This is a genomic window from Luteibacter sp. 1214, from assembly GCF_031455395.1.
Lineage (GTDB): Bacteria > Pseudomonadota > Gammaproteobacteria > Xanthomonadales > Rhodanobacteraceae > Luteibacter > Luteibacter mycovicinus.
In genome coordinates this window covers 36,742-57,186 of the sequence record NZ_JAVDSQ010000007.1, presented here as the reverse complement: position 1 = coordinate 57,186, position 20,445 = coordinate 36,742, and the positions used below count along the sequence as shown (strand labels likewise).

The 20,445-nt window shown below is 65.3% G+C and carries 21 protein-coding genes and 1 tRNA gene; 9 read left to right on the top strand and 13 right to left on the bottom strand.

Annotation, left to right across the window (positions count from 1 at the left end; genetic code table 11):
- Positions 1-9 precede the first annotated feature (9 nt).
- Positions 10-492: a type IV pilus modification protein PilV gene (pilV, locus tag J2X57_RS15600; protein WP_255358870.1), complete on the bottom strand. Its 483-nt coding sequence runs from the start codon at positions 490-492 to the stop codon at positions 10-12.
- Positions 493-699: 207 nt separating this feature from the next.
- Here pilV and J2X57_RS15595 point away from each other — a divergent pair, with 207 nt between their 5' ends.
- Positions 700-882, top strand: a complete 183-nt coding sequence (locus tag J2X57_RS15595) for a hypothetical protein (protein ID WP_036111460.1) — start codon at positions 700-702, stop codon at positions 880-882.
- A 113-nt stretch (positions 883-995) separates the two neighbouring features.
- The gene (locus J2X57_RS15590; protein WP_051943396.1) at positions 996-1,256 is read left to right on the top strand and encodes a hypothetical protein; all 261 of its coding nucleotides are present in this window, start codon (positions 996-998) and stop codon (positions 1,254-1,256) included.
- Between the two features lie 160 nt (positions 1,257-1,416).
- Here J2X57_RS15590 and J2X57_RS15585 read toward each other — a convergent pair whose 3' ends face one another.
- Both J2X57_RS15585 and J2X57_RS15580 read right to left on the bottom strand, forming a co-directional pair.
- Positions 1,417-1,965, bottom strand: a complete 549-nt coding sequence (locus tag J2X57_RS15585) for a GNAT family protein (protein WP_309868526.1) — start codon at positions 1,963-1,965, stop codon at positions 1,417-1,419.
- A gap of 36 nt (positions 1,966-2,001) precedes the next feature.
- A complete protein-coding gene (locus J2X57_RS15580; RefSeq protein ID WP_079522215.1) occupies positions 2,002-2,427 on the bottom strand; it encodes a helix-turn-helix domain-containing protein in 426 nt (141 codons plus the stop codon).
- A gap of 113 nt (positions 2,428-2,540) precedes the next feature.
- Between J2X57_RS15580 and J2X57_RS15575 the strand changes: the two genes are divergently transcribed.
- Both J2X57_RS15575 and J2X57_RS15570 read left to right on the top strand, forming a co-directional pair.
- A complete protein-coding gene (locus tag J2X57_RS15575; RefSeq protein WP_309868524.1) occupies positions 2,541-3,305 on the top strand; it encodes an SDR family oxidoreductase in 765 nt (254 codons plus the stop codon).
- 96 nt (positions 3,306-3,401) lie between these two features.
- Positions 3,402-3,839: a hypothetical protein gene (locus J2X57_RS15570; protein WP_309868522.1), complete on the top strand. Its 438-nt coding sequence runs from the start codon at positions 3,402-3,404 to the stop codon at positions 3,837-3,839.
- 101 nt (positions 3,840-3,940) lie between these two features.
- On the opposite strand, the gene J2X57_RS15565 is transcribed toward J2X57_RS15570, so the two are convergent.
- The 6 genes from J2X57_RS15565 to murJ form a co-directional block, all read right to left on the bottom strand.
- A tRNA-Thr gene (locus J2X57_RS15565) sits at positions 3,941-4,016 on the bottom strand.
- A 43-nt stretch (positions 4,017-4,059) separates the two neighbouring features.
- Positions 4,060-5,001, bottom strand: a complete 942-nt coding sequence (gene ispH, locus J2X57_RS15560) for a 4-hydroxy-3-methylbut-2-enyl diphosphate reductase (protein WP_036111451.1) — start codon at positions 4,999-5,001, stop codon at positions 4,060-4,062.
- A 48-nt stretch (positions 5,002-5,049) separates the two neighbouring features.
- A complete protein-coding gene (gene lspA / locus J2X57_RS15555) occupies positions 5,050-5,556 on the bottom strand; it encodes a signal peptidase II (protein ID WP_036111449.1) in 507 nt (168 codons plus the stop codon).
- 75 nt (positions 5,557-5,631) lie between these two features.
- On the bottom strand, positions 5,632-8,490 hold the full coding sequence (gene ileS / locus J2X57_RS15550; RefSeq protein WP_043695174.1) for an isoleucine--tRNA ligase: 2,859 nt from the start codon (positions 8,488-8,490) through the stop codon (positions 5,632-5,634).
- A 48-nt stretch (positions 8,491-8,538) separates the two neighbouring features.
- Positions 8,539-9,495: a bifunctional riboflavin kinase/FAD synthetase gene (locus tag J2X57_RS15545; RefSeq protein WP_043695177.1), complete on the bottom strand. Its 957-nt coding sequence runs from the start codon at positions 9,493-9,495 to the stop codon at positions 8,539-8,541.
- A 100-nt stretch (positions 9,496-9,595) separates the two neighbouring features.
- The gene (murJ, locus tag J2X57_RS15540) at positions 9,596-11,203 is read right to left on the bottom strand and encodes a murein biosynthesis integral membrane protein MurJ (protein WP_309868519.1); all 1,608 of its coding nucleotides are present in this window, start codon (positions 11,201-11,203) and stop codon (positions 9,596-9,598) included.
- 210 nt (positions 11,204-11,413) lie between these two features.
- On the opposite strand from murJ, the gene rpsT reads away from it, so the two are divergent.
- A complete protein-coding gene (gene rpsT / locus J2X57_RS15535) occupies positions 11,414-11,677 on the top strand; it encodes a 30S ribosomal protein S20 (RefSeq protein WP_036111443.1) in 264 nt (87 codons plus the stop codon).
- Between the two features lie 212 nt (positions 11,678-11,889).
- Here the strand turns inward: rpsT and cgtA are convergent, their stop codons facing one another.
- The 4 genes from cgtA to J2X57_RS15515 form a co-directional block, all read right to left on the bottom strand.
- Positions 11,890-12,957, bottom strand: a complete 1,068-nt coding sequence (cgtA, locus tag J2X57_RS15530; protein WP_036111440.1) for an Obg family GTPase CgtA — start codon at positions 12,955-12,957, stop codon at positions 11,890-11,892.
- A gap of 90 nt (positions 12,958-13,047) precedes the next feature.
- A complete protein-coding gene (gene rpmA, locus J2X57_RS15525) occupies positions 13,048-13,305 on the bottom strand; it encodes a 50S ribosomal protein L27 (protein WP_036111438.1) in 258 nt (85 codons plus the stop codon).
- Positions 13,306-13,325: 20 nt separating this feature from the next.
- Positions 13,326-13,640, bottom strand: coding sequence for a 50S ribosomal protein L21 (gene rplU / locus J2X57_RS15520; protein WP_036111437.1), 315 nt, complete (start codon positions 13,638-13,640; stop codon positions 13,326-13,328).
- A 356-nt stretch (positions 13,641-13,996) separates the two neighbouring features.
- Positions 13,997-14,515, bottom strand: coding sequence for a DUF2059 domain-containing protein (locus J2X57_RS15515; protein ID WP_309868510.1), 519 nt, complete (start codon positions 14,513-14,515; stop codon positions 13,997-13,999).
- A 201-nt stretch (positions 14,516-14,716) separates the two neighbouring features.
- Here J2X57_RS15515 and uvrA point away from each other — a divergent pair, with 201 nt between their 5' ends.
- The 4 genes from uvrA (at position 14,717) to J2X57_RS15495 (ending at position 20,422) form a co-directional block, all read left to right on the top strand.
- On the top strand, positions 14,717-17,704 hold the full coding sequence (uvrA, locus tag J2X57_RS15510) for an excinuclease ABC subunit UvrA (RefSeq protein WP_309868508.1): 2,988 nt from the start codon (positions 14,717-14,719) through the stop codon (positions 17,702-17,704).
- A complete protein-coding gene (locus J2X57_RS15505; RefSeq protein WP_090350781.1) occupies positions 17,701-18,126 on the top strand; it encodes a thioesterase family protein in 426 nt (141 codons plus the stop codon). The genes uvrA and J2X57_RS15505 overlap by 4 nt, the downstream gene beginning before the upstream one ends.
- A gap of 65 nt (positions 18,127-18,191) precedes the next feature.
- Positions 18,192-19,652: a DUF4139 domain-containing protein gene (locus tag J2X57_RS15500; protein WP_309868505.1), complete on the top strand. Its 1,461-nt coding sequence runs from the start codon at positions 18,192-18,194 to the stop codon at positions 19,650-19,652.
- A 14-nt stretch (positions 19,653-19,666) separates the two neighbouring features.
- Positions 19,667-20,422 carry an enoyl-CoA hydratase/isomerase family protein gene (locus tag J2X57_RS15495; protein WP_309868503.1) on the top strand — a complete coding sequence of 252 codons (756 nt, stop codon included), beginning with the start codon at positions 19,667-19,669 and terminating at the stop codon, positions 20,420-20,422.
- Positions 20,423-20,445: the final 23 nt, after the last annotated feature.

Here is a 20,445-nt window from a genome sequence, read left to right as displayed (position 1 = left end):
GTCGGCCTGTCACTGGAGGTAGCTGAACGTGTAGGACTGGTTCGGATCGCCTGCGGTGTCGTCCCGAACGCCTGTCCATGACACCGTGACAATCAGCGTTCCAAGGGTGTTGTCGGCGGTCACGGTGGCCAGCGGTTTGTTATCGGCCGGCGCGGGCAGCGCATTGCCCAAAGCGACGCGCCAGCACGCGAGGTCGCGTTGGGCGACATTGGCTGGAGTGTCCAGTGTGGTGGAGGCGCAGTCGGCCGCCGTGTAAGCGGTTTTGCCGTCGTACAAGTAGGCGCTGTTAGCCACCCCACCCGCCGGATGAGCCCCGCCGGGATTGGCCCGCATCGCGTCCGCCAGGCTACGCGCCAGGATGATCGCGCTCGTGCGCGAGCCCGACTCCTTAGTGAACTGCGCTCCGCGCATCTGGAGCATGGCGATGCCCAGCAACCCGATGCTGAACACCAGGATCGCGACCATGACTTCGATAAGCGACACGCCTTCCACGGCGCGACGCGACGGCGACTTCCTCACCCTGAACCCCCTGCTGGACCCTATCCGGCACTTTGCAGACTAGTCGAGCCACTTCCGGCTGCAAGTTATCGCCGACACGCGGTCAGAAATTGCCGATAAGCGGCATCTCGACGGCCGCCCGACGCGGTGTTCACGCAGGTCGGCGCTCCATGGTGACATCACCTGCAGAGGATCCACCCCATGACCCACGACCGCCAGGACGTCACCCATCCCGACCACGGCCAGCCTGACCACAAGGAAACCGCGGCGGAAAAGCAGTCGCGCAAGGACAAGGCCAGCGACAACCTCGACCACGCCCTCGAGGAAAGTATGGATGGCAGCGATCCGGTTTCCCCGTTCGTCCCCGCGAAGGCACCGAAGTAGGCCCGACCAGGGTTCACAACGGGGTACGCGCCGACACCGCGACGTAGCCTCGGGATAACAAAGCGGTCACGGACCGGCGGCCACAATAGCGCCGGTCCACCTGGAGTGTTCCTGTGCTCGCGCAATACGTATTTACCGCCGCCAATGCCGTCTTTCGCATCGTCCGCCATGGACACCGTTGGCGTGCCCTGCGCGATACGACGGAAATCGGTCGCTTCGACACGGCGGAGGCGGCCGCGCTCAGCCTGCGAGACGCCTGGCGGGACGCACGCCTGCCCCGCCGCCTGACGGACTGGCGTTTCCTCCCGCCTGCCGCCCTGGGCCACCTCGCGCCCCCCAGCGCCGCCGTGCTGGCTCGCCTGGCCGCTGCCTGAGTCATCCGCCGCGTCATGAGAGCCCACGGCGCCCGAAAGTGCATATCGCACTGCCGTTTGGGCGCAAAAATGCATGGCCTCCGGCTATAGAACGGTAGCCGCGCGACCCGCCCAGGGACCCAAACGACTTGCTCGGCCTCATGCGCGACTGAGCGCCGGGTCAGGGACGTCCGGACCACTCGCGCGCCAGCAGCGCATAGATGACGTCATCGACCCACTCGCCGCGGAAACGGTAGCTTTCCACGTGATGGGCCTCCTGGCGAAATCCCAGCGACTGCAGCAAGGCAATGCTGCTGACGTTACGGGGATCGACCGAGCCGACGGCACGGCGGTAGCCCCACTCCCGGAAAGCACGATCGAGGGCGGCTGCCATGGCTTCGCGTGCGTAGCCCATGCCCTGTTTCTCGGGCCGGAGCGATATACCGAACTCGATCGGATCGTCCGTTCCCGCGGGAAAATGCACGCCGAGGTCGCCAAGAAGCTCCCGGGTGACACGATCGCGGATGGCCAGCTGGCACCAGCTGCCGGGCTCACCGAACACCTGAGCCGCTTGCCTGCGGATGAAGTCCGCCGCCTCGGCTTCGTCCGCAGGCCGCCAGCCCTGGTAACGCGCGACGGCCTCGTCGCCACGGTAGGCAAACAGTAGGGCGGCATCGCCGGATGTCAGGCCATCGACGTACAACCGCGCGGTTTCGAACCTGCCTTCCATGACTCACTCCCTGTGTGGAAAGCCAAGCGTAGCCGATCAGTCGTCCGATTCGCGCGCCTGGAAAGCGGCGCGCGACGCGACGATCGCGTCGTGATGCTCTTCGGCCCATAACCAGACGCTGCAGAACGCGGCGCCCAGGCTCAGACCGATCGGCGTCAGCTCGTATTCGACGCGTGGCGGCACGACGGGGTAGACGGTGCGAGTCACCAGGCCATCGGCCTCCATCTGGCGCAAGGTCTTGGTCAGCATTTTCTGGCTGACGTCACCCATGAGGTCGGCCAGCCGGCCAAACCGCAGGCGGCCATGGTCCGCCAGCACCTCGAGGCAGACCATGGTCCAGCGGTCGGCGACCCGACCGATGATGTCCCTCACCAATGCATCGAGTTCGGGCTCGGTGCGCTCTTCACCCAACGCACGACAGGGCTCGTCGTAGCGTGGCTTCGATTTCGATGTCGCGGACATGGCGCCATTCCTCATGGTTACCGGATGGTAAGTATGGAACTTTCGGGGGCCTACTTTCCATTGGTTCGTAACGAGTCTAGCCTGCCAACTCCCTTCCCACCAGCGAGAAACTCATGGACATCAAGGGCAATACGATCCTCATCACCGGCGGCGGCTCGGGCATTGGCCGAGCGCTGGCGGAGGCGTTCCACGCGCATGGCAATCAGGTCATCATCGCCGGGCGGCGCCAGTCGGTACTCGACGAGACCACGGCGGCGAACCCGGGCATGGCATCCGCCCTGCTCGACATCGAGGACCCCGCGGCGATCGTGCGTTTCGCCGAACAGGTGAAGCGCGAGCATCCGGCCCTCAATGTCGTCATCCACAACGCCGGCATCATGCGTCCCGAGGACACGAAGTCCGGTGCGACGGATACCGCCGAGTCGACGATCGCCACCAACCTGCTCGGGCCCATCCGGCTCAACGCCGCGCTGATCGACCACCTGCTGGCGCAGCCGAAAGCGACCGTCGTCACCGTGTCGTCGGGCCTCGCGTTCATGCCCCTGTCGCTGACGCCGACGTACTGCGCCACGAAGGCCGCGATCCATTCGTATACGAATTCCTTGCGATATCAGCTGAAAGACACGAGCGTGAAGGTGCTGGAGATCGTGCCGCCTTATGTCCAGACCGAACTGATGGGCGAACACCAGAAGAACGACCCGCACGCGATGCCGCTGGACGAATTCATCGCCGAAGTCATGACGCTGCTCGAATCGCAGCCGGAGGCGCACGAGATCCTGGTCGAGCGGGTCAAGCCGTTGCGGTTCGCTGAAGCAAGCGGCAAGTTCGACGGCTTCTTCAAGCAGTTCAACGACGAGATGGTCAGGCAGCGGACGTAATATTTACGACGTCGTTACCCGAAAAGCGCCCCGCTCGCGCAGCGTTTTTACGCACGACGCCCGGATACTGGCTTCCCCTCCATGGAGTCGCCACCGATGTCGATCGTCGTGATCACCGCACCGCGTCGCGGGCCCACCAACGCCACATGCGCCGAGCACGCCATGTGGCGTTTGTGGGAGCGTGCTCAGGCATCGGGCGTCGACCTTCTGTGGCGTCCGTGCAGCGACTTTCCCGAGCTGACGGGTCATATCGGGCGATCGTCGTCCGACCATGCGGACCTCGTGCTGATCGATGTCGACGCCAACGATGTACCCGACGGCGATGTCGCTCAGCTGCGCGATGCGCTCGCCGCGTTGCCCGTGCCCTACATCGAAGTGCACGACGACAGCGATGCATCGGACGCGTCGGAACTCGTCCCCGGCCATCCCTGCCTGGCAAGTGTCGTGGTACCGGGCGACACCATGGCCAGCTATGACATGGCGCTGGCGATCGGTCTGCGCTATCTCTCGAACGAATCGCGCCTCGCCGCATAGGCCCCGCGCAGGCGACGCGGGTCACGCAGGCACAAAAAAACCCGCATCAGCGGGTTTTTTGCTGTCCCCGGAACCGCTCGGCGGCAGTTCGGGAGAAATCATGGTGCCGGAAATAGGAATCGAACCTACGACCTCATCATTACGAATGACGCGCTCTACCAACTGAGCTATTCCGGCGAGAAGCGGAATTCTAGGGAAGCTTGGCCCGAGGCGCAAGCCCTCAACTGGCCAGACGCAGTTCCTTCGGCAGCGCGAAGGTGATGTTTTCGGCTTCACCGTCCAGCTCACGCACGCTGCCCGCGCCCCACGACTGCAGCCGCGCGATCACTTCCTGCACCAGTTTCTCGGGCGCGGACGCGCCCGCGGTGACACCGATGCGGGTCGTGCCCTCGAGCCACTGGCGATCGATGTGCTCGGCGCCGTCGATCAGATAGGAGGTGACGCCCTGCTTCTCCGCCAGCTCTTTCAGCCGATTGGAGTTGGAGCTGTTGATCGAACCGACCACCAGCACCAGGTCCACGGCGTCGGCGAGACGGCGCACGGCGTCCTGCCGGTTCTGCGTCGCGTAACAGATGTCGTCCTTACGCGGACCTTCGATGGCGACGAACTTCGCACGCAGCGCCGCGATGATGGCGATGGTGTCGTCCACCGAGAGCGTGGTCTGCGTGACGAAGGCGAGCTTGTCGGGCTGCGACGGCGAGAGATCGGCGACATCCTCGACCGACTCGACCAGATAGATACGACCCGCGTTCGCGCGGTTCCACTGGCCCATCGTCCCCTGCACTTCGGGGTGACCGGCATGGCCGATCAGGATCACGTCATGACCGGCGCGACCGAGCCGCGCGACCTCCATGTGCACCTTGGTGACCAGGGGGCACGTGGCGTCGAAGACATTCAGGGCGCGGCGGTCGGCTTCCTCACGGACGGCCTTGGGCACGCCGTGCGCGCTGAAGATCACCGTGGAGCCGTCGGGCACTTCGTCCAGCTCTTCCACGAACACGGCGCCATCGGCGCGCAGGCGCTCGACCACGAACCGATTGTGGACGACTTCATGGCGGACGTAGATTGGGGCGCCGTATGACTCCAGGGCGCGCTCCACGATCGCGATGGCACGATCGACGCCGGCGCAGAAACCACGGGGATTGGCGAGAAGGATGTCCAAGGGGACCTCGAGATGAGCGGTGGCGGCCGAAGCCGCCGGACCCCGCGATTATCGCACGTCGGGCTTCTGCGGGCCGCTGAACAGGCTGAACACGATCAGGGCCGCCGCTCCCACGCAGATGGACGAATCCGCGACGTTGAAGACCGGAAAGGGGTAGCTGCCGATGAATACCTGGATGAAATCGGTGACCTTGGCCGCATGGAGGCGGTCGATGACGTTACCGAGCGCCCCACCGACGATCAGGGCCAGCGGCAGCGCCGTGCGCCAGTCGTTCCGCGGCGTACGCGACAACCAGACCCCCAGCGTGCCGCTGATGACGGCGGCCAGGACGACGAAGAACCAGCGTTGCCACCCGGCGCTGTCCGCCAGGAAACTGAACGCGGCGCCGGTGTTGAAGGTCAGCGTCCAGTTCAGGATGCCGGGGATCACCGGATGCGGTGTCTCGGCCGGCTGCAGGGCCGTGAGGGCCCACCACTTGCTCAGCTGGTCGAGCACGATCATGGCGGCGGCGAGCCAGAGCCAGGACAAGGCGTTCGGTTTGGGACGTACAGTCATGCATTCAGCCATGTGAAACGGAGCGTCCCGTGCCGCCGGAGCGGCGGCACGGGTGGTTCGGGTCGGGCGGACTCGTCAGAACCAGCGGCGGTCTTCGCCCTGCCCCGTGACGTTCTCGACGCAGCGACCGCAGATCTCGGGGTGAGCCGGGTCGACGCCGACGTCGGGACGATGGTGCCAGCAACGGATGCACTTCACGTCCTCGCTGACCGCGGCGGCGACATACACCTCCGCCCCCTCGAGCTCGACGCGCTCCGCCGAGGCCGGCCGACCCTCGAGGTCCGCCAGCGTGACCGCCGAGGTGATGAAGAAGAACCGCAGCTCCGGAGCGGACGCGGCCAGAGCGACCTGGGTTTCCTTGTCCGCGTGCAGCGTCAGGGTCGCGTCCAGCGACGCGCCGATCTGGCCGGCCTTACGCATGCCCTCGAGCGCACGCGACGCGGTCTCGCGAATGGCGAGCAGCTTGCCCCACCAGCCGCGCGTTTCACCGTCCTGATGCGTGTCCAGACCCTCGTACCAGGTCTCGAACAGCGGCGATTCGTCACGCGTGCCGGGCAGCAGGACCCAGGCCTCTTCCGCCGTGAAGGTCATGATCGGTGCCAGCCAGCGGACCATCGCCTCGGCGATGCGATACATCGCACTCTGTGCGCTGCGGCGACCGCGGCTGTCGGTCGGCATCGTGTAGAGCCGGTCCTTGGTGATGTCCAGATAAAGCGCGCCCAGCTCGGTGGTGCAGAAGTTCTGCACGCGCTGCACGATCTCCGGGAAGTCGTAACGCTCGTACGCGGCGACGATCGCCGCCTGCGTATCGGCCGCCTGCTGCACCGCCCAGCGATCCAGATCGAGGCACGCGTCCGTGGCAAGCAGGTGCTTGTCCGGATCGAAGCCATCGAGGTTGCCGAGCAGAAAACGGACCGTGTTGCGGATGCGACGATACGTGTCCGCCACGCGCTTCAGGATCTCGTCCGACAGCGACATCTCGTTGCGGTAATCGGTCGAGCAGATCCACAGACGCAGGATGTCCGCGCCGAGGGTCTTCATGATGTCCTGTGGCTCGATGCCGTTGCCCAGCGACTTGGACATCTTGCGGCCCTGCGCGTCCACGGTGAAGCCGTGGGTGAGCACATGGTCGTATGGCGCGCGGCCGTGGATGGCCGCCGACGTGAGCAGCGACGACTGGAACCAGCCGCGATGCTGATCCGAGCCCTCGAGATACATGACCTTGTATTCGCTCGCGTCACCCGCCTGCAGTTCGGGACGCGCGCCGATCACAGCGAAGTGGCTCGTACCCGAGTCGAACCAGACGTCGAGCACGTCGGTCACTTTCTCGTAGTTGTCCGCGTCGTCGCCGATCAGCTCGCGCGGATCCAGCGTGAACCAGCAGTCGATGCCCTCCTGTGCGACCTTCTTCGCGACTTTCTCCATCAGCGCGACGGAGTCCGGATGCGGCTCATGCGTGTTCTTGTCGATGAACAGAGTGATCGGCACGCCCCACGTGCGCTGACGCGAGATGCACCAGTCGGGACGGCCATCGACCATGCCGGCGATGCGCTCTTCGCCCCAGCCCGGCACCCAGCGCACGGACTTGATCGAGCTCAGCGCGGTCTTGCGCAGGCCGGCCGTTTCCATACCGATGAACCACTGCGGGGTGGCGCGATAGATCACCGGCGTCTTGTGGCGCCAGCAATGCGGATAGCTGTGCGTGAGCTTGGCGAAAGCGAGCAGAACGCCATGGCCGCGCAGCAGCTCGACGATCTGGTCGTTGGCCTTCCAGATGTGCGTGCCGGCGAGCGACACGTCGCCGATCAGCGGCAGGTCGGCGCGATAGACGCCGCGACCGTCGACGTAATTGAGCGTACCGATGCCGTAGTTCTGGCCAACGGCGAAATCCTCCGCGCCGTGATCGGGCGAGGTGTGCACCGCACCGGTACCGTCTTCGTCCGACACGTGATCGCCGAGGATGACCGGCACCTGCTTGTCATAGAACGGATGACGCAGCGGCTTGTTCTCGAGCACGGCGCCCTGTACGTGGCCGAGCACGGTGGCGGTTTCGACGCCATAACGGGCGAGCGCCTTCGCGGCGAGCGCCGAGGCGATCACCAGCAGCACCCGCTTGCCATCGCGCGACGGGCCTTCGACCAGCGAGTATTCGATCTCGCCACCCAGCGACACGGCCTGGCTGGACGGCAGCGTCCACGGCGTCGTCGTCCAGATGGGCACGGCGACAATGGCGTCGCCCACGTCGACGCCAAACTCGGCACCGAGGTCTTTCGGGTACACGGCGTCATAGGCGACATCGACGGCCGGCGACGTGCGCTCGGCGTATTCGATCTCCGCCTCGGCCAGTGCGGAACCGCAGTCGAAGCACCAGTACACGGGCTTGGCGCCGCGCACGACATGGCCGTTATCGACGATGCGCGCCAGCGCGCGGATCATGTCGGCCTCATAGGTGAAGTCGAGGGTACGGTACGGCTTTTCCCAGTCGCCAAGCACACCGAGACGCTTGAAGTCGGCGCGCTGCAGGTCGATCTGCGCCATCGCGTACTCGCGGCATTTCTGCCGGAACGCGGCGGCGTCGAGCTTGTCGCCCGCCTTGCCGAACTTCTTTTCGATGGCGATTTCGATCGGCAGGCCGTGGCAATCCCAGCCCGGCACGTACGGGGCGCGGTAACCGGCCATCAGCTTCGACTTGACGACGACGTCCTTCAGCACCTTGTTGACCGCGTGGCCCAGGTGAATGGCGCCGTTGGCATAGGGCGGGCCGTCGTGCAGCACGAACACCTTGTCGCGACCCGCGGCCTTCGCCTGGATCTGCGCATAGCGGCCCACACGCTCCCAAGTGGCGAGCCAGGTCGGCTCGCGCTTGGGCAGGTCGCCGCGCATCGGGAAGTCCGTCTGCGGCAGGTTGATGGTGTTTTTGTAATCCTGGGTCATCGCTGGCAACCGTGGGTTTCGGGGCGGACGCGCGTCAGGCGCGTTCCGTCATGCATCGACAAGTATGGGGTTCATGCCAAGGGCCTGCCGGGCGGCGATCTCGTCCTGGCGCATTTGCGCGATCAGGGCGTCGAGGCCGTCGAATTTTTCTTCGTCACGCAGTTTCCGGACGAACTCCACCGCGATGCGCATACCGTAGAGGTCGCCGGAAAAGTCGAACAGATGCGCTTCGAGCAACGGCTCCGCCACCTCGTTCACGGTCGGGCGGACGCCCAGGCTGGCCACGCCGGGCCAGCTGCAAGGGCCCTCGCCCACCCCGATACGCACGGCGAAAATGCCGCGCACGGGACTGACCCGCTCGGGCAGGTGCACGTTGGCGGTGGGATAACCGAGCGTACGGCCCAGCTGCTTACCGTGCTCGACATGGCCTTCGATGATGAAGGGCCGTCCGAGCAGAGTCGCGGCGTCGGCGAAGCGGCTTTCCGCCAGCAGGGTGCGCACCTTGCTGGAAGACACGCGTTCGCCCTCGACCATCACCGGCGAGACCGCGTGCGCGGTAAAGCCGAGTTCGTCACCCATCGACCGCAGGAGGGCGAAGTCGCCGCCGCGGCGGTGACCGAAGCGGAAGTCTTCGCCCACCCAGACTTCACGGGCGGCCAGCCGGCCGACGATGACGCGGCGGACAAAATCCTCGGCGGACATCTGGGTCAGCGCTTCGTCAAAGCGAAGGGACAGAAGTTCGGCGATACCGGCGGCGGTCATGCCTTCCGCTTTTTCGCGGACGCCGGACAGACGTGGCACCGGCTCCTTCGAAAAGAAGGCGCGCGGCAGCGGCTCGAACGAGATGACGGCCGGCGTGAGGCCCTTTGCCTCAGCCCGTGTCCGGACCTCGGCGAGGATGGCCTGATGGCCGAGATGAAGGCCGTCGAACGCGCCGATCGCCACCACGCTGCCCTGGGGGGCGAGGCACGGTCCGTCGACGTCGCGGTGCAGTCGCAGCGTCATGCGTGAGCGCCCTGGAATCGATGCGGAATAAAAGCCATCGGGCCAGTATAGCGGCCCCATTGCGCCGCACAATGCGACGTGGAGACGCCGGATGAGCCGCTCAACGCGCGCGCAGGTCGCGCAGACGGAATCCGAGGGCGAACAAGGCCGTCACGTAGGCCCCGCCCCCTGCCACCACCAGGATGGCCAGGCGCCAGACGCGCACCCACTTCTCCACGCCGCTCCATTCCGGCCAGATATGCAGGCCGGTCAGCAGCACCGCGATCATCACCCCGCAGGCGACGGCCAGCCGCGCGATATGCCGGCCCCAGCCCGGCTGGCGGGTGTATACACCGGCCTTACCCAGCCAGCGCCAGAGCAGCGCAAGGTTGAGGTAGCTGGCCAGAGCGCTGGCCATGCCCAGCGCCATGTGCAGACCCGGGATGGCGGCGAGCGCCGCCATCCACGACCCGGCCTTCTGCTCCGGCGTGGCCCAGAGGAAGAACAGGAGTGCCAGGAAGCCGACATTGAAGACCATGTTGGCAACGAGCGACGCGACGCCCGCGCGGACGGGTGTCTTCGTGTCCTTGCGCGCGTAGAACGCGGGCAGCACCACCTTGACCAGGGCGAAAGCCGGCAGGCCGAAGCTCAGCGCGGTGATCGACATCGAGGCCATCTTGGTGTCGAAGGCGGTGAAACGGCCGTTCTGGAACAGCGTCGCCACGAGCGGGAACGACAGGAGCATCAACGCGAACATGGCCGGCACCGCGATCAGCAGCGTCGTACGCAGACCCCAGTCCAGTGCCCGGGAGAAGCCATCCTTGTCAGTGGCCACATGGTGGCGTGACAGCGAAGGCAGGATGACCGTGCCCAGCGCCACGCCGAAAACGCCCAGGGGAAGCTCGAGAAACCGGTCGGCCTGGGACAGCCAGCTCTGCGAACCGGCGATCAGCAGCGACGCGATCACGGTGTCCAGCAGAAGATTGATCTGAGCCACCGACGAGCCGAACAGCGTCGGCACCATCAGGGTCATGATCCGGCGCACGTCCGGCGACTTCCAGCCCCAGCGCGGCATGGACAACAGATCCAGGCGACGCAGCGTCGGCAACTGGAACACCAGCTGCAGGAAACCCGCGATCAGGATAGCCCAGCCCATCGCCATGATCGGCGTATGCAGATGCGGCGCCAGCCAGAGGGCGCCGCCGATCATGCACAGGTTGAGGATCACCGGCGTCAGGGCCGGCAGGCCGAAGCGATGGAAGCTGTTGAGCGCGCCACCACTCAACGCCGTCAGCGAGACGAACAGGAGAAACGGAAACGTCAGCCGCAGGAGGTCGACGGTGAGGCCGAATTTCGCGGGGTCATCCACCGCGCCCGGCGAAAACAGCGCCGTCACCTGGGGCGCGAAGATCACACCCAGCGCCACCACGATGAGCAGGATGCCGCCCAGCGTGCCGGAGGTTTTCGCCATGAGGTCTTTCAGGTCCTCATGCGTACGTGTTTCCTTGACCTCGGTGAAAACCGGCACGAACGCGGTCGAGAAGGAGCCCTCGGCGAACAGGCGGCGCATGAAGTTCGGAATGCGAAATGCGACCCAGAAGGCGTCGGTCGCGGCATTGGCACCGAAGGAGTGGCTGATCGCCATGTCCCGCACCAGGCCGAGCACGCGGGACACCATGGTCATGCTGCTGAAGGAGAGCATGCCGCGAAGAAGGCTAGGGGTTTTCATCCGGGGAGGGGCTGCCTTGGAGGCTGGATCAAACCCCTAGTTTGACAGCGAGCCCCCGGCGGAGGACAGTCCGCCGTCTGGAAATTCCCGGGCACCTCGCCCGATCAACCGTCGGGTACGCCCGTGCGGGCTCTAAGCTATTGACGCGCCCGGCGTTTGGCATCAAAATGGGCGTCTTTCTTAAAACCAACCGAACTCTGGAGCTTCACCTTGGCCAACATCAAGTCCGCGAAGAAGCGTGCGCGTCAGTCGGAGCAGCGCCGTCTGCGCAACGTCAGCGCGCGTTCCATGGTGCGTTCCGCACTGAAGAAGGTCGTCAAGGCGATCGACGCCAAGGATAAGGCTGGCGCAGTCAGCGCGTACGCCATCGCCGTGCCGGTGATGGATCGTTACGCTGCCCGCGGCCTGATCCACAAGAACAAGGCTGCTCGCCACAAGAGCCGCCTGAACGCGAAGATCCGCGACCTGGCGTAAAGCCTGCGCGACATCGCTGTTCGCAGAAAAGCCGGCTTACGCCGGCTTTTTTGTTTCCTGTTTCTTGCTTCCTGTAGGAGCGCGCCCCGCGCGCGACATCTTTTGAGGCCGAGCGCCGGGCGCTGGCGTGCAATCTTCCGGCGCCCGGTGAAGAGCTCGCGCGCAGGGCGCGCTCCTACAGGTCGGGCGGGCTCATCGAGCCCGCATGCCTTTTATTCCCCGCGCAGCCTCACGTCATCGCGCTCTTCGCTGCGATCGCGCTGCTTCGCCCGCTCGGCATCGAAGAACTGCTGCACCTGCAGGCACACATCACGCGTACCGATCTCGCCAGCTGCCGAGACCACGAACCACGGCGCCGTCCATTCCAGACGCGCGATGATCTCGTCGACTTTCGCCTTCAGCTCGTCCTCGTCATCAATGACGTCCGACTTGTTGATCACCAGCCAGCGCGGACGCTCGACCAGCTCGGCATCGAAATTGGCGAGTTCTTTTTCGATCGTACGCACCTGCTCCACCGGATCCGAGCCGTCGATCGGCTGGATGTCGACCACATGCAGGAGCAGGCTGGTACGCGATACGTGACGCAGGAACTGGATACCGAGGCCGGCGCCGTCGGCCGCACCCTCGATGATGCCGGGAATATCGGCGATCACGAAGCTCTGGTCGGTACCGATGCGCACGACACCCAGGTTCGGGTGCAGCGTCGTGAACGGATAATCCGCCACGCGCGGCGTAGCCGCCGATACCGCACGGATGAAGGTGCTCTTGCCGGCGTTGGGGAAGCCCAGCAGGCCGACATCCGCGAGCAGACGCAGCTCGAGCTTGATGTCGCGAACCTCACCCGGCGTACCCGGCGTGAACTTGCGCGGAGCACGGTTGACCGAGCTCTTGAAATGGATATTGCCCAGACCGCCACGACCACCCTGCGCCACCTTCAGACGCTGGCCATGAGCCGTAAGATCGCCAATGACTTCGTCGGTGTCGACGTTGATGATGATGGTGCCGACAGGCACGCGGACATCGACATCGTCGGCGCCCTTACCGTACATCTGACTACCCATGCCCGCCTGGCCGCGCTTGGCCTTGAACGAACGCATGTGACGGAAGTCGACCAGGGTGTTGAGGCCCTCGTCGGCCACCAGCCAGACGGAACCACCGCTGCCACCGTCACCGCCATCCGGCCCACCGAAGGGAATGAATTTCTCTCGACGGAAGCTGACGCAGCCGTTGCCGCCGTCACCGGCCGAGACTCTGATTTGCGCTTCGTCGACGAATTTCATGGAAGGGGAACCTGGGTGAAGAAGTGATGCCGCTTTACAAACGAAAAGCCCCGCCGTGGGCGGGGCCTTCGTTATCGCGTCGGGGAAGGCTTACGCCTGGACGACGTCGACGAACTTGCGACCCTTGTCGCCACGGGTCTTGAAGGCAACCGTGCCATCGACCAGCGCGAACAGGGTGTGGTCGCGGCCGAGGCCGACGCCCACGCCAGCGTGGAACTTGGTACCGCGCTGACGAACGATGATGTTGCCGGCTTCAACAGCCTGGCCGCCATAGATCTTCACACCGAGATACTTCGGGTTCGAATCGCGACCGTTACGGCTGGAACCTACGCCTTTTTTATGTGCCATGACTCATATCCTCCGGCAGATCAGGCGTTGATGCCCGTGATCTCGATTTCGGTGTAATGCTGACGATGTCCCTGCGTACGCTTGTAGTGCTTACGACGACGGAACTTGACGATGCGGATCTTATCCGCGCGGCCGTGGGCGCGAATCTTCGCGCTGACGGTGGCACCGGCGACCAGCGGGGCGCCGACGGTGATCGACTCGCCTTCGCCCACCAGGAGGACCTGGTCGAACTGGACGGTGGAATCGACTTCAGCGGTGAGCAGTTCGACGCGCAGGATTTCGCCCGCCATCACACGATACTGCTTGCCACCGGTCTTGATGACTGCGTAGCTCATGGTTATTTCCTGTTGCTGTTTATGTAGTTCTTTTTAGGGTGTTACGGGTCGTGCGAACTGCGAATTATAGCCAAGGGGAAAAGGCAAGGTCAATCAGGTGGTTAAGGGAGAAAGGGTGCAGCAGGGCCTGATCGGCAGCAAAATCTAAAAAACCTTGCCTGGCATAGACTTACTGTAGGAGCGCACCCCGTGCGCGACCCGCCGGGAACGTCCGGCTCGAAGCCTAAGCCGCTTCGTGAGACCGGACAGCCGGCTTGATGGTGTGCAAGGCATCGTTCGCCGGGGCGGGCCTGAGGGTTCGCGCGCGGGGCGCGCTCCTACCGCTTAGCGGGGCGCGCTCCGACGGCTTAGGGGGGTTATTTTTTCTTTGTGGCGGCGGGCGGTGCGGGAGTGGGCTTGGCCGCCGCACCGCTGGCCGGGCACTGGCCCTGCGGATTCAGGGTGCCCTGCGTCTGCAGCTGGGCGATCATCTGCTGGCCGCGCTCCTGACCCCACTGCTTACCGATCTGCATGCCCTCGGCCATGGTCGCCGGCATCTGCGTGATCACCTTCTGGCCAAGCGGCGAACGGTAGAACTTCAACAGGCCGTCGATATCTTCGGACGTGAAGTGCTTCTGATAGACCGGCACCATGCGGCCGATCAGCTGGTTGGTCGCGTTGGCGTCGACAAAGCCCTGCCAGTAGCTGGCCGGCACGCACGGAAGGGCGCTCTGCATCACACCCGCCATCTGGCTGTTCATCTGGCTGAGCATCCGGCCCATGCCGACCACGTCCATCAGCTGGCGCACCTGCTGTTCGGTCGGCGCCGCGGCGAACGCCTGACCCGTACAAGCCGCCAGCATCAGGCCGGCCGCGATCCCTGTCCACTTACGCATGCGTGTTTCCTCTTCGGATGGGTGACTCGCCCCTCCCCGGGGTGGCGGCCATGGTAGCCGACCTCCGCCATCGTGCAGACCCACCTTCGGCAGCCCCGACCCGTTGGGAATAACAAATGTGATGAACCGTCAAAAGTCGACGCGGAATGAAGGCGAAAAACCCTTGGTATAGTCGGGGGCTTCCCCCATTAATGTCGGCACATGGACAGCATACGCATCCGCGGCGCCCGCACGCACAATCTCAAGAACATCGACCTCGACCTGCCCCGTGACAAGCTCATTGTCATTACGGGGCTGTCCGGTTCGGGCAAATCCTCGCTGGCTTTCGACACGATCTATGCCGAAGGCCAGCGTCGCTACGTCGAGTCACTGTCCGCCTACGCGCGGCAGTTCCTCTCGATGATGGAAAAGCCCGACGTGGACACGATCGAAGGCCTCTCTCCGGCCATCTCGATCGAGCAGAAGTCGACCTCCCACAACCCCCGATCCACCGTCGGTACGATCACCGAGGTATACGACTATCTGCGCCTGCTCTACGCGCGGGTCGGCACGCCCCGTTGTCCGAATCACGGCATTCCGCTGGAGGCCCAGACGGTCAGCCAGATGGTGGACACGGCCATGGCGCTCGATCCCGAGAAGCGCTGGATGTTGCTGGCGCCGGTCATCCGCGAGCGCAAGGGCGAGCATGTGCAGGTCTTCGACCAGTTGCGCGCCCAGGGCTTCGTCCGTGCCCGCGTGGACGGCGAGGTCTATGACCTCGACGCCGTGCCGCCGCTGACGCTGCGCCAGAAGCACACCATCGAAGCCGTGATCGACCGCTTCCGTCCGCGCGACGACATCAAGCAGCGCCTCGCGGAGTCGTTCGAGACCGCCCTGCGCCTCGGCGATGGCATCGTCGTCCTCGTCGACATGGACGACAAGAAAGCCGACGAGCAGCTGTTCTCGTCGCGCTTCTCCTGCCCGATGTGCGACTACTCGCTGCCGGAGCTCGAGCCACGCCTGTTCTCGTTCAATTCGCCCGTCGGCGCCTGCCCGACCTGCGACGGCCTGGGCGTGACCCAGGTGTTCGACGGCACGCGCGTGGTCGGCCATCCGGAGCTCAGCCTGGCCGGCGGCGCCGTGCGCGGCTGGGACCGCCGCAATGCGCATTATTTTCAGCTGATCGTCTCGCTCGCCAAGCACTACGGTTTCGATCCCGAAACGCCGTGGCGCGAGCTGCCGAAGTCGGTGCAGAACGCCGTACTCAACGGCTCGGGCAAGGAAGTCATTCCGTTCCGCTATATCACCGAGCGTGGCGGCAAGGTCACCCGCGAGCACAAGTTCGAGGGCATCCTGCCGAATCTCGAGCGCCGGTATCGCGAGACCGAGTCCGCCGCCGTCCGCGAGGAACTGGCGCGTTACATCGCCGATCACCCCTGCCCGGATTGCGGCGGGCAGCGTCTGAATCCCTCGGCGCGCAACGTGTTCGTCGCGGACCACGCGATTCCCGAGCTGACCTCGCTTGCGATCGACCGTGCGCTGGCCTTCTTCGAAGGCCTCAAGCTGCCCGGCTGGCGCGGCGAGATCGCGGTCAAGATCGTGAAGGAAATCCGCGAGCGGCTGACCTTCCTCAACGACGTCGGCCTCAACTACCTCACGCTCGACCGTCAGGCCGATTCCCTGTCCGGAGGTGAAGCCCAGCGCATCCGACTGGCCAGCCAGATCGGCGCCGGTCTCGTGGGCGTAATGTACGTGCTCGACGAGCCGTCGATCGGCCTGCATCAGCGCGACAACGAACGCCTGCTGGGCACCCTGACCCGCCTGCGCGACCTGGGCAATACCGTGATCGTCGTCGAGCATGACGAGGACGCGATCCGCGCGGCCGACCACCTGCTCGACATCGGCCCCGGCGCCGGCGTGCATGGCGGTCACATCGTCGCCGAAGGCACGCTCGAGCAGGTGCTCGCCAACCCGGCGTCGGTGACGGCGAAGTACCTCACGGGCGAGCGCGGTATCGACGTGCCGAAGAAGCGCCGCGAAGCGCGCGACGACAAGTGGCTCGAACTCAAGGGCGCGACCGGTAACAACCTCAAGGACGTGGATGTGCGCATCCCCGTCGGTACGTTTACGTGCGTTACCGGCGTGTCCGGCTCGGGCAAGTCGACGCTGATCAACGACACGCTCTATCGCCTTGCCGCGATGGAACTCAACGGTGCGGGCGAGCAGCCGGCAGCGCACGAGTCCATCGAGGGCCTGGAGCTGTTCGACAAGGTCGTCGATATCGACCAGTCACCGATCGGCCGCACGCCGCGGTCCAACCCGGCGACGTATACCGGGCTGTTCACGCCGCTGCGCGAGCTCTATGCGCAGGTGCCGGAGTCGCGTCAGCGCGGTTACCAGGCGGGCCGTTTCAGCTTCAACGTGCGCGGTGGCCGCTGCGAAGCCTGCGAAGGCGACGGCATGATCAAGGTCGAGATGCACTTCCTGCCGGACGTGTATGTGCCCTGCGATGTCTGCCACGGCAAGCGCTACAACCGCGAGACGCTGGAGGTCCTCTACAAGGGCCACACCATCGCCGACGTTCTCGGCATGACGGTGGAAGACGCGTTCAAGCTGTTCGAGAACGTGCCGGTGATCGCGCGCAAGCTCGAAACCCTGCGCGCGGTGGGCCTGGATTACATCAAGCTCGGCCAGAGCGCGACCACGCTCTCCGGTGGTGAAGCGCAGCGCGTCAAACTGTCGAAGGAGCTGTCCAAGCGCGACACGGGCAGCACGCTGTACATCCTCGACGAACCGACCACGGGCCTGCATTTCCACGACATCGAACAGCTGCTCGACGTGCTGCACAAGCTGGTCGACCACGGCAACACCGTGGTGGTCATCGAGCACAACCTCGACGTGATCAAGACGGCCGACTGGCTGGTCGACCTCGGTCCCGAAGGGGGTGCCGGCGGTGGACGCATCCTGGTGAGCGGCACGCCTGAAACGGTGGCCGCGACAGCGGAGTCGCACACGGGACGGTTCCTCAAGACACACCTCAAACCGGCGCGCACCACGGCGAAACCAGCCACGGCGAAGCCAGCGGCCGGCAAGGTTCCTGCCGGCAAGGCGCCCGCCAAGGCCCCTGCGAAAACCGCCGCCACGAAAGCACCTGCCAAGACCTCCACGGCCAAGGCCGCCCCGGCGGCGAAAAAGAAGAAACGCGCATGACCACCGAAGCCTCGAACCCGCCCGCACCGACGCCACTCTTCATCACACCGATGGAAGTCCGTTGGCAGGATCTGGACGCGTACAACCACGTCAACAATGCCAATTATCTGGTCTATCTGCAGGAGGCCCGCATCAAGTGGCTGCAGCAGCTCCCTGATAAGTGGTACGGCGAGGACGGCGCGCCGGTGATGGCACACAGCGAACTCAACTACCGCCTGCCGATCGAATGGCCGGCGGACATCCAGGTCGAGCTGTACGTCAACCGGATCGGTACCAGTTCCATGACGGTGGGGCACCGCATCGTGACCAGCGACGACGCGACGAAGATCCATTGCGACGGCAGCGTCACCATGGTCTGGATCAATCCGAAGACCGGTCGGCCGGTGCCGATTCCGCAGGCGGTCCGGGATGCCGCGGGGTGATGTAGCAGCCCTGGTTCACTTCTCCCCGGTATGATCCGCGTGGGCAATCATGGAGAGAATGAATCATGTCGCGTCGCATCCTTGTCCTGGCGATCGCCAGTGCTGTCGCCTTCCCCGCCTTCGCCGCGGGTGAGCGCACCTCGCTCACGCTGTACCGCGCCGATGGCGACCAGCTGTTCGCGACCAACGGCGATGCCGTGTCCGCCGAAGGTTATGCCGTCGTCCACGAACGTCGCGTCTTCGACCTGAAGGGTGGCACGCAGGATCTCGCCATCGACGGGCTGCCCTCCGCCCTCGACAGCGAAGCGCTTTCCCTGCGCTTCCCCGACAAGGACACCCGCGTGGTCTCGCAGCGCCTGCTCCTGGGTCAGGGCTTCGAGGGTGCGGTGGCGGGCCTCGTGGGACGTAACGTCACCGCCATCGGTGACGGCGGCCAGACCATCGCCAGCGGCGTCCTCGTCCGCGGCGGCGATGCGCTGGTCATCCGCGAAGCCAGCGGACAGGCCAGCCTGATCCGGAACTACGCCGCCCTGCGTGCCGCCGACGCTACCGACTTCGCCCGCGGCTCGACCCTGCAGGTGCGCGTTGCGGGGTCGGCGGCGGGCAGCAGCACCGCCCATCTCGACTACCCCACCTCCGGACTGGGCTGGCGCGGCGCCTATGTCGCGACCCTGGCACCGGGCGACACCTGCAAGATGACTTTCGACGCCGCCGCCAGCATCGCGAACCGAAGCGGACGCGACTGGAAGGACGTCTCGCTCAAGCTCGTCGCCGGCGACGCCAACCGGGCGAAATCCGCGCCTCAGCCGAAGATGTTCATGGCCCGCGCCGCCGCGGCACCGGCTCCCATGGCCATGATGGATGCCGCGCCCCAGCAGGCTACGCTCGGCGACCTGCGCACGTACACGCTGCCGGCGGCAGTGGATCTGCCCGATGGCAGCGTCACGCAGACTCCGCTCTATGACAGTCGCACGCTGGCGTGCGAGCGCAAGGCGGTCTACGACACGGGCATACGCTATTACAACTCACGTCCTCGCCTGGAACGCGATATCGGCCAGCCGCCGGAAGGCACGCCGATCGTATCAACCGTGGGCTTCAAGGCCTTCGACGCGCTGCCGGCCGGCTATGTGCGCGTGCTGACCGTCGACCGCGACGGCAACGCCGAGCTGCTTGGCGAAGGTCGTCTGGATGACACGCCAAAGAACAAGGACGCGACGATCACGCTAGGCAATGCCTTCGACCTGACGGCAAAGCGCGAACAGACCTCCTTCACCGCGAGTGACACGGAGCGTCGGATCGACGAGGGCACACGGATCGTCCTGACCAATGCGGGCGATACGAAACGCACCGTGACCCTGCGCGAGCACCCCGCCCGCTGGCGCGCATGGACGGTCGTATCGTCGTCCGTCAAGCCGACGAAGAACACGCCCGACGGACTCGAGTTCGACGTGGACGTGCCGGCGAACGGTTCAGCCACGCTCGATTACACGCTGCGCTACACCTGGTCGCCCGGCGACGTGAAGTAAGAGGAGATACGACGATGCTCGATATTCTTCCGCACGACGGCGGTATCCACGAGATCCGCCTGGCGCGCGCGCCGGTCAATGCGCTCGACACCGGCCTCGTGCAGGCCTTGCACGAGGCCGTCGCCGCCGCGCCCGGCAACGGTGCGCGCGGCATCGTGCTGTCCGGCGCGCAGGGCATCTTTTCGGCGGGCGTCGACGTCCCTTCCCTGCTTCAGCGCGATCGCGCGGGTGTCACCGATTTCTGGAACGCGTTTTTCGCCCTCTGCGGCGCCATCGCATCCTCGCCGGCGCCGACCGTGGCGGCGATCACCGGCCACAGCCCGGCGGGCGGCGCGGTGCTCGCGCTGTTCTGCGACTACCGGATCATGGCGCATGGCATCTACAAGATCGGTCTGAACGAGGTTCAGGTCGGCCTGTCCGTGCCCGAGCCGATTCAGTTCGCGATGCGGCGCATCGTCGGCACGTATCGTGCGGAGCGCTTGCTGGTATCCGGCACGATGGTGGATGCGGAGCAGGCCCATGCGATCGGCCTGGTGGACGAGCTTTCCGCGGTCGAGCAGGTCGTGCAGCGTGCCGTGATCTGGCTTGGCGAGCTATTGAAGCTGCCGCCGAAGGCGATGCTGCGCACGCGTGCCATTGCGCGGGCGGATCTGCGGGAGGTATGGGGCGACACCACCGATCTGCTCGATCCGGGGTTTATCGACGACTTCTTCGGTGATGAGACGCAGGCGGTGCTGCAAGCCCTGGTGGCTCGGCTGAAGTCGAAATAAGAGCGTCGCGCGCAGAGCGCGCT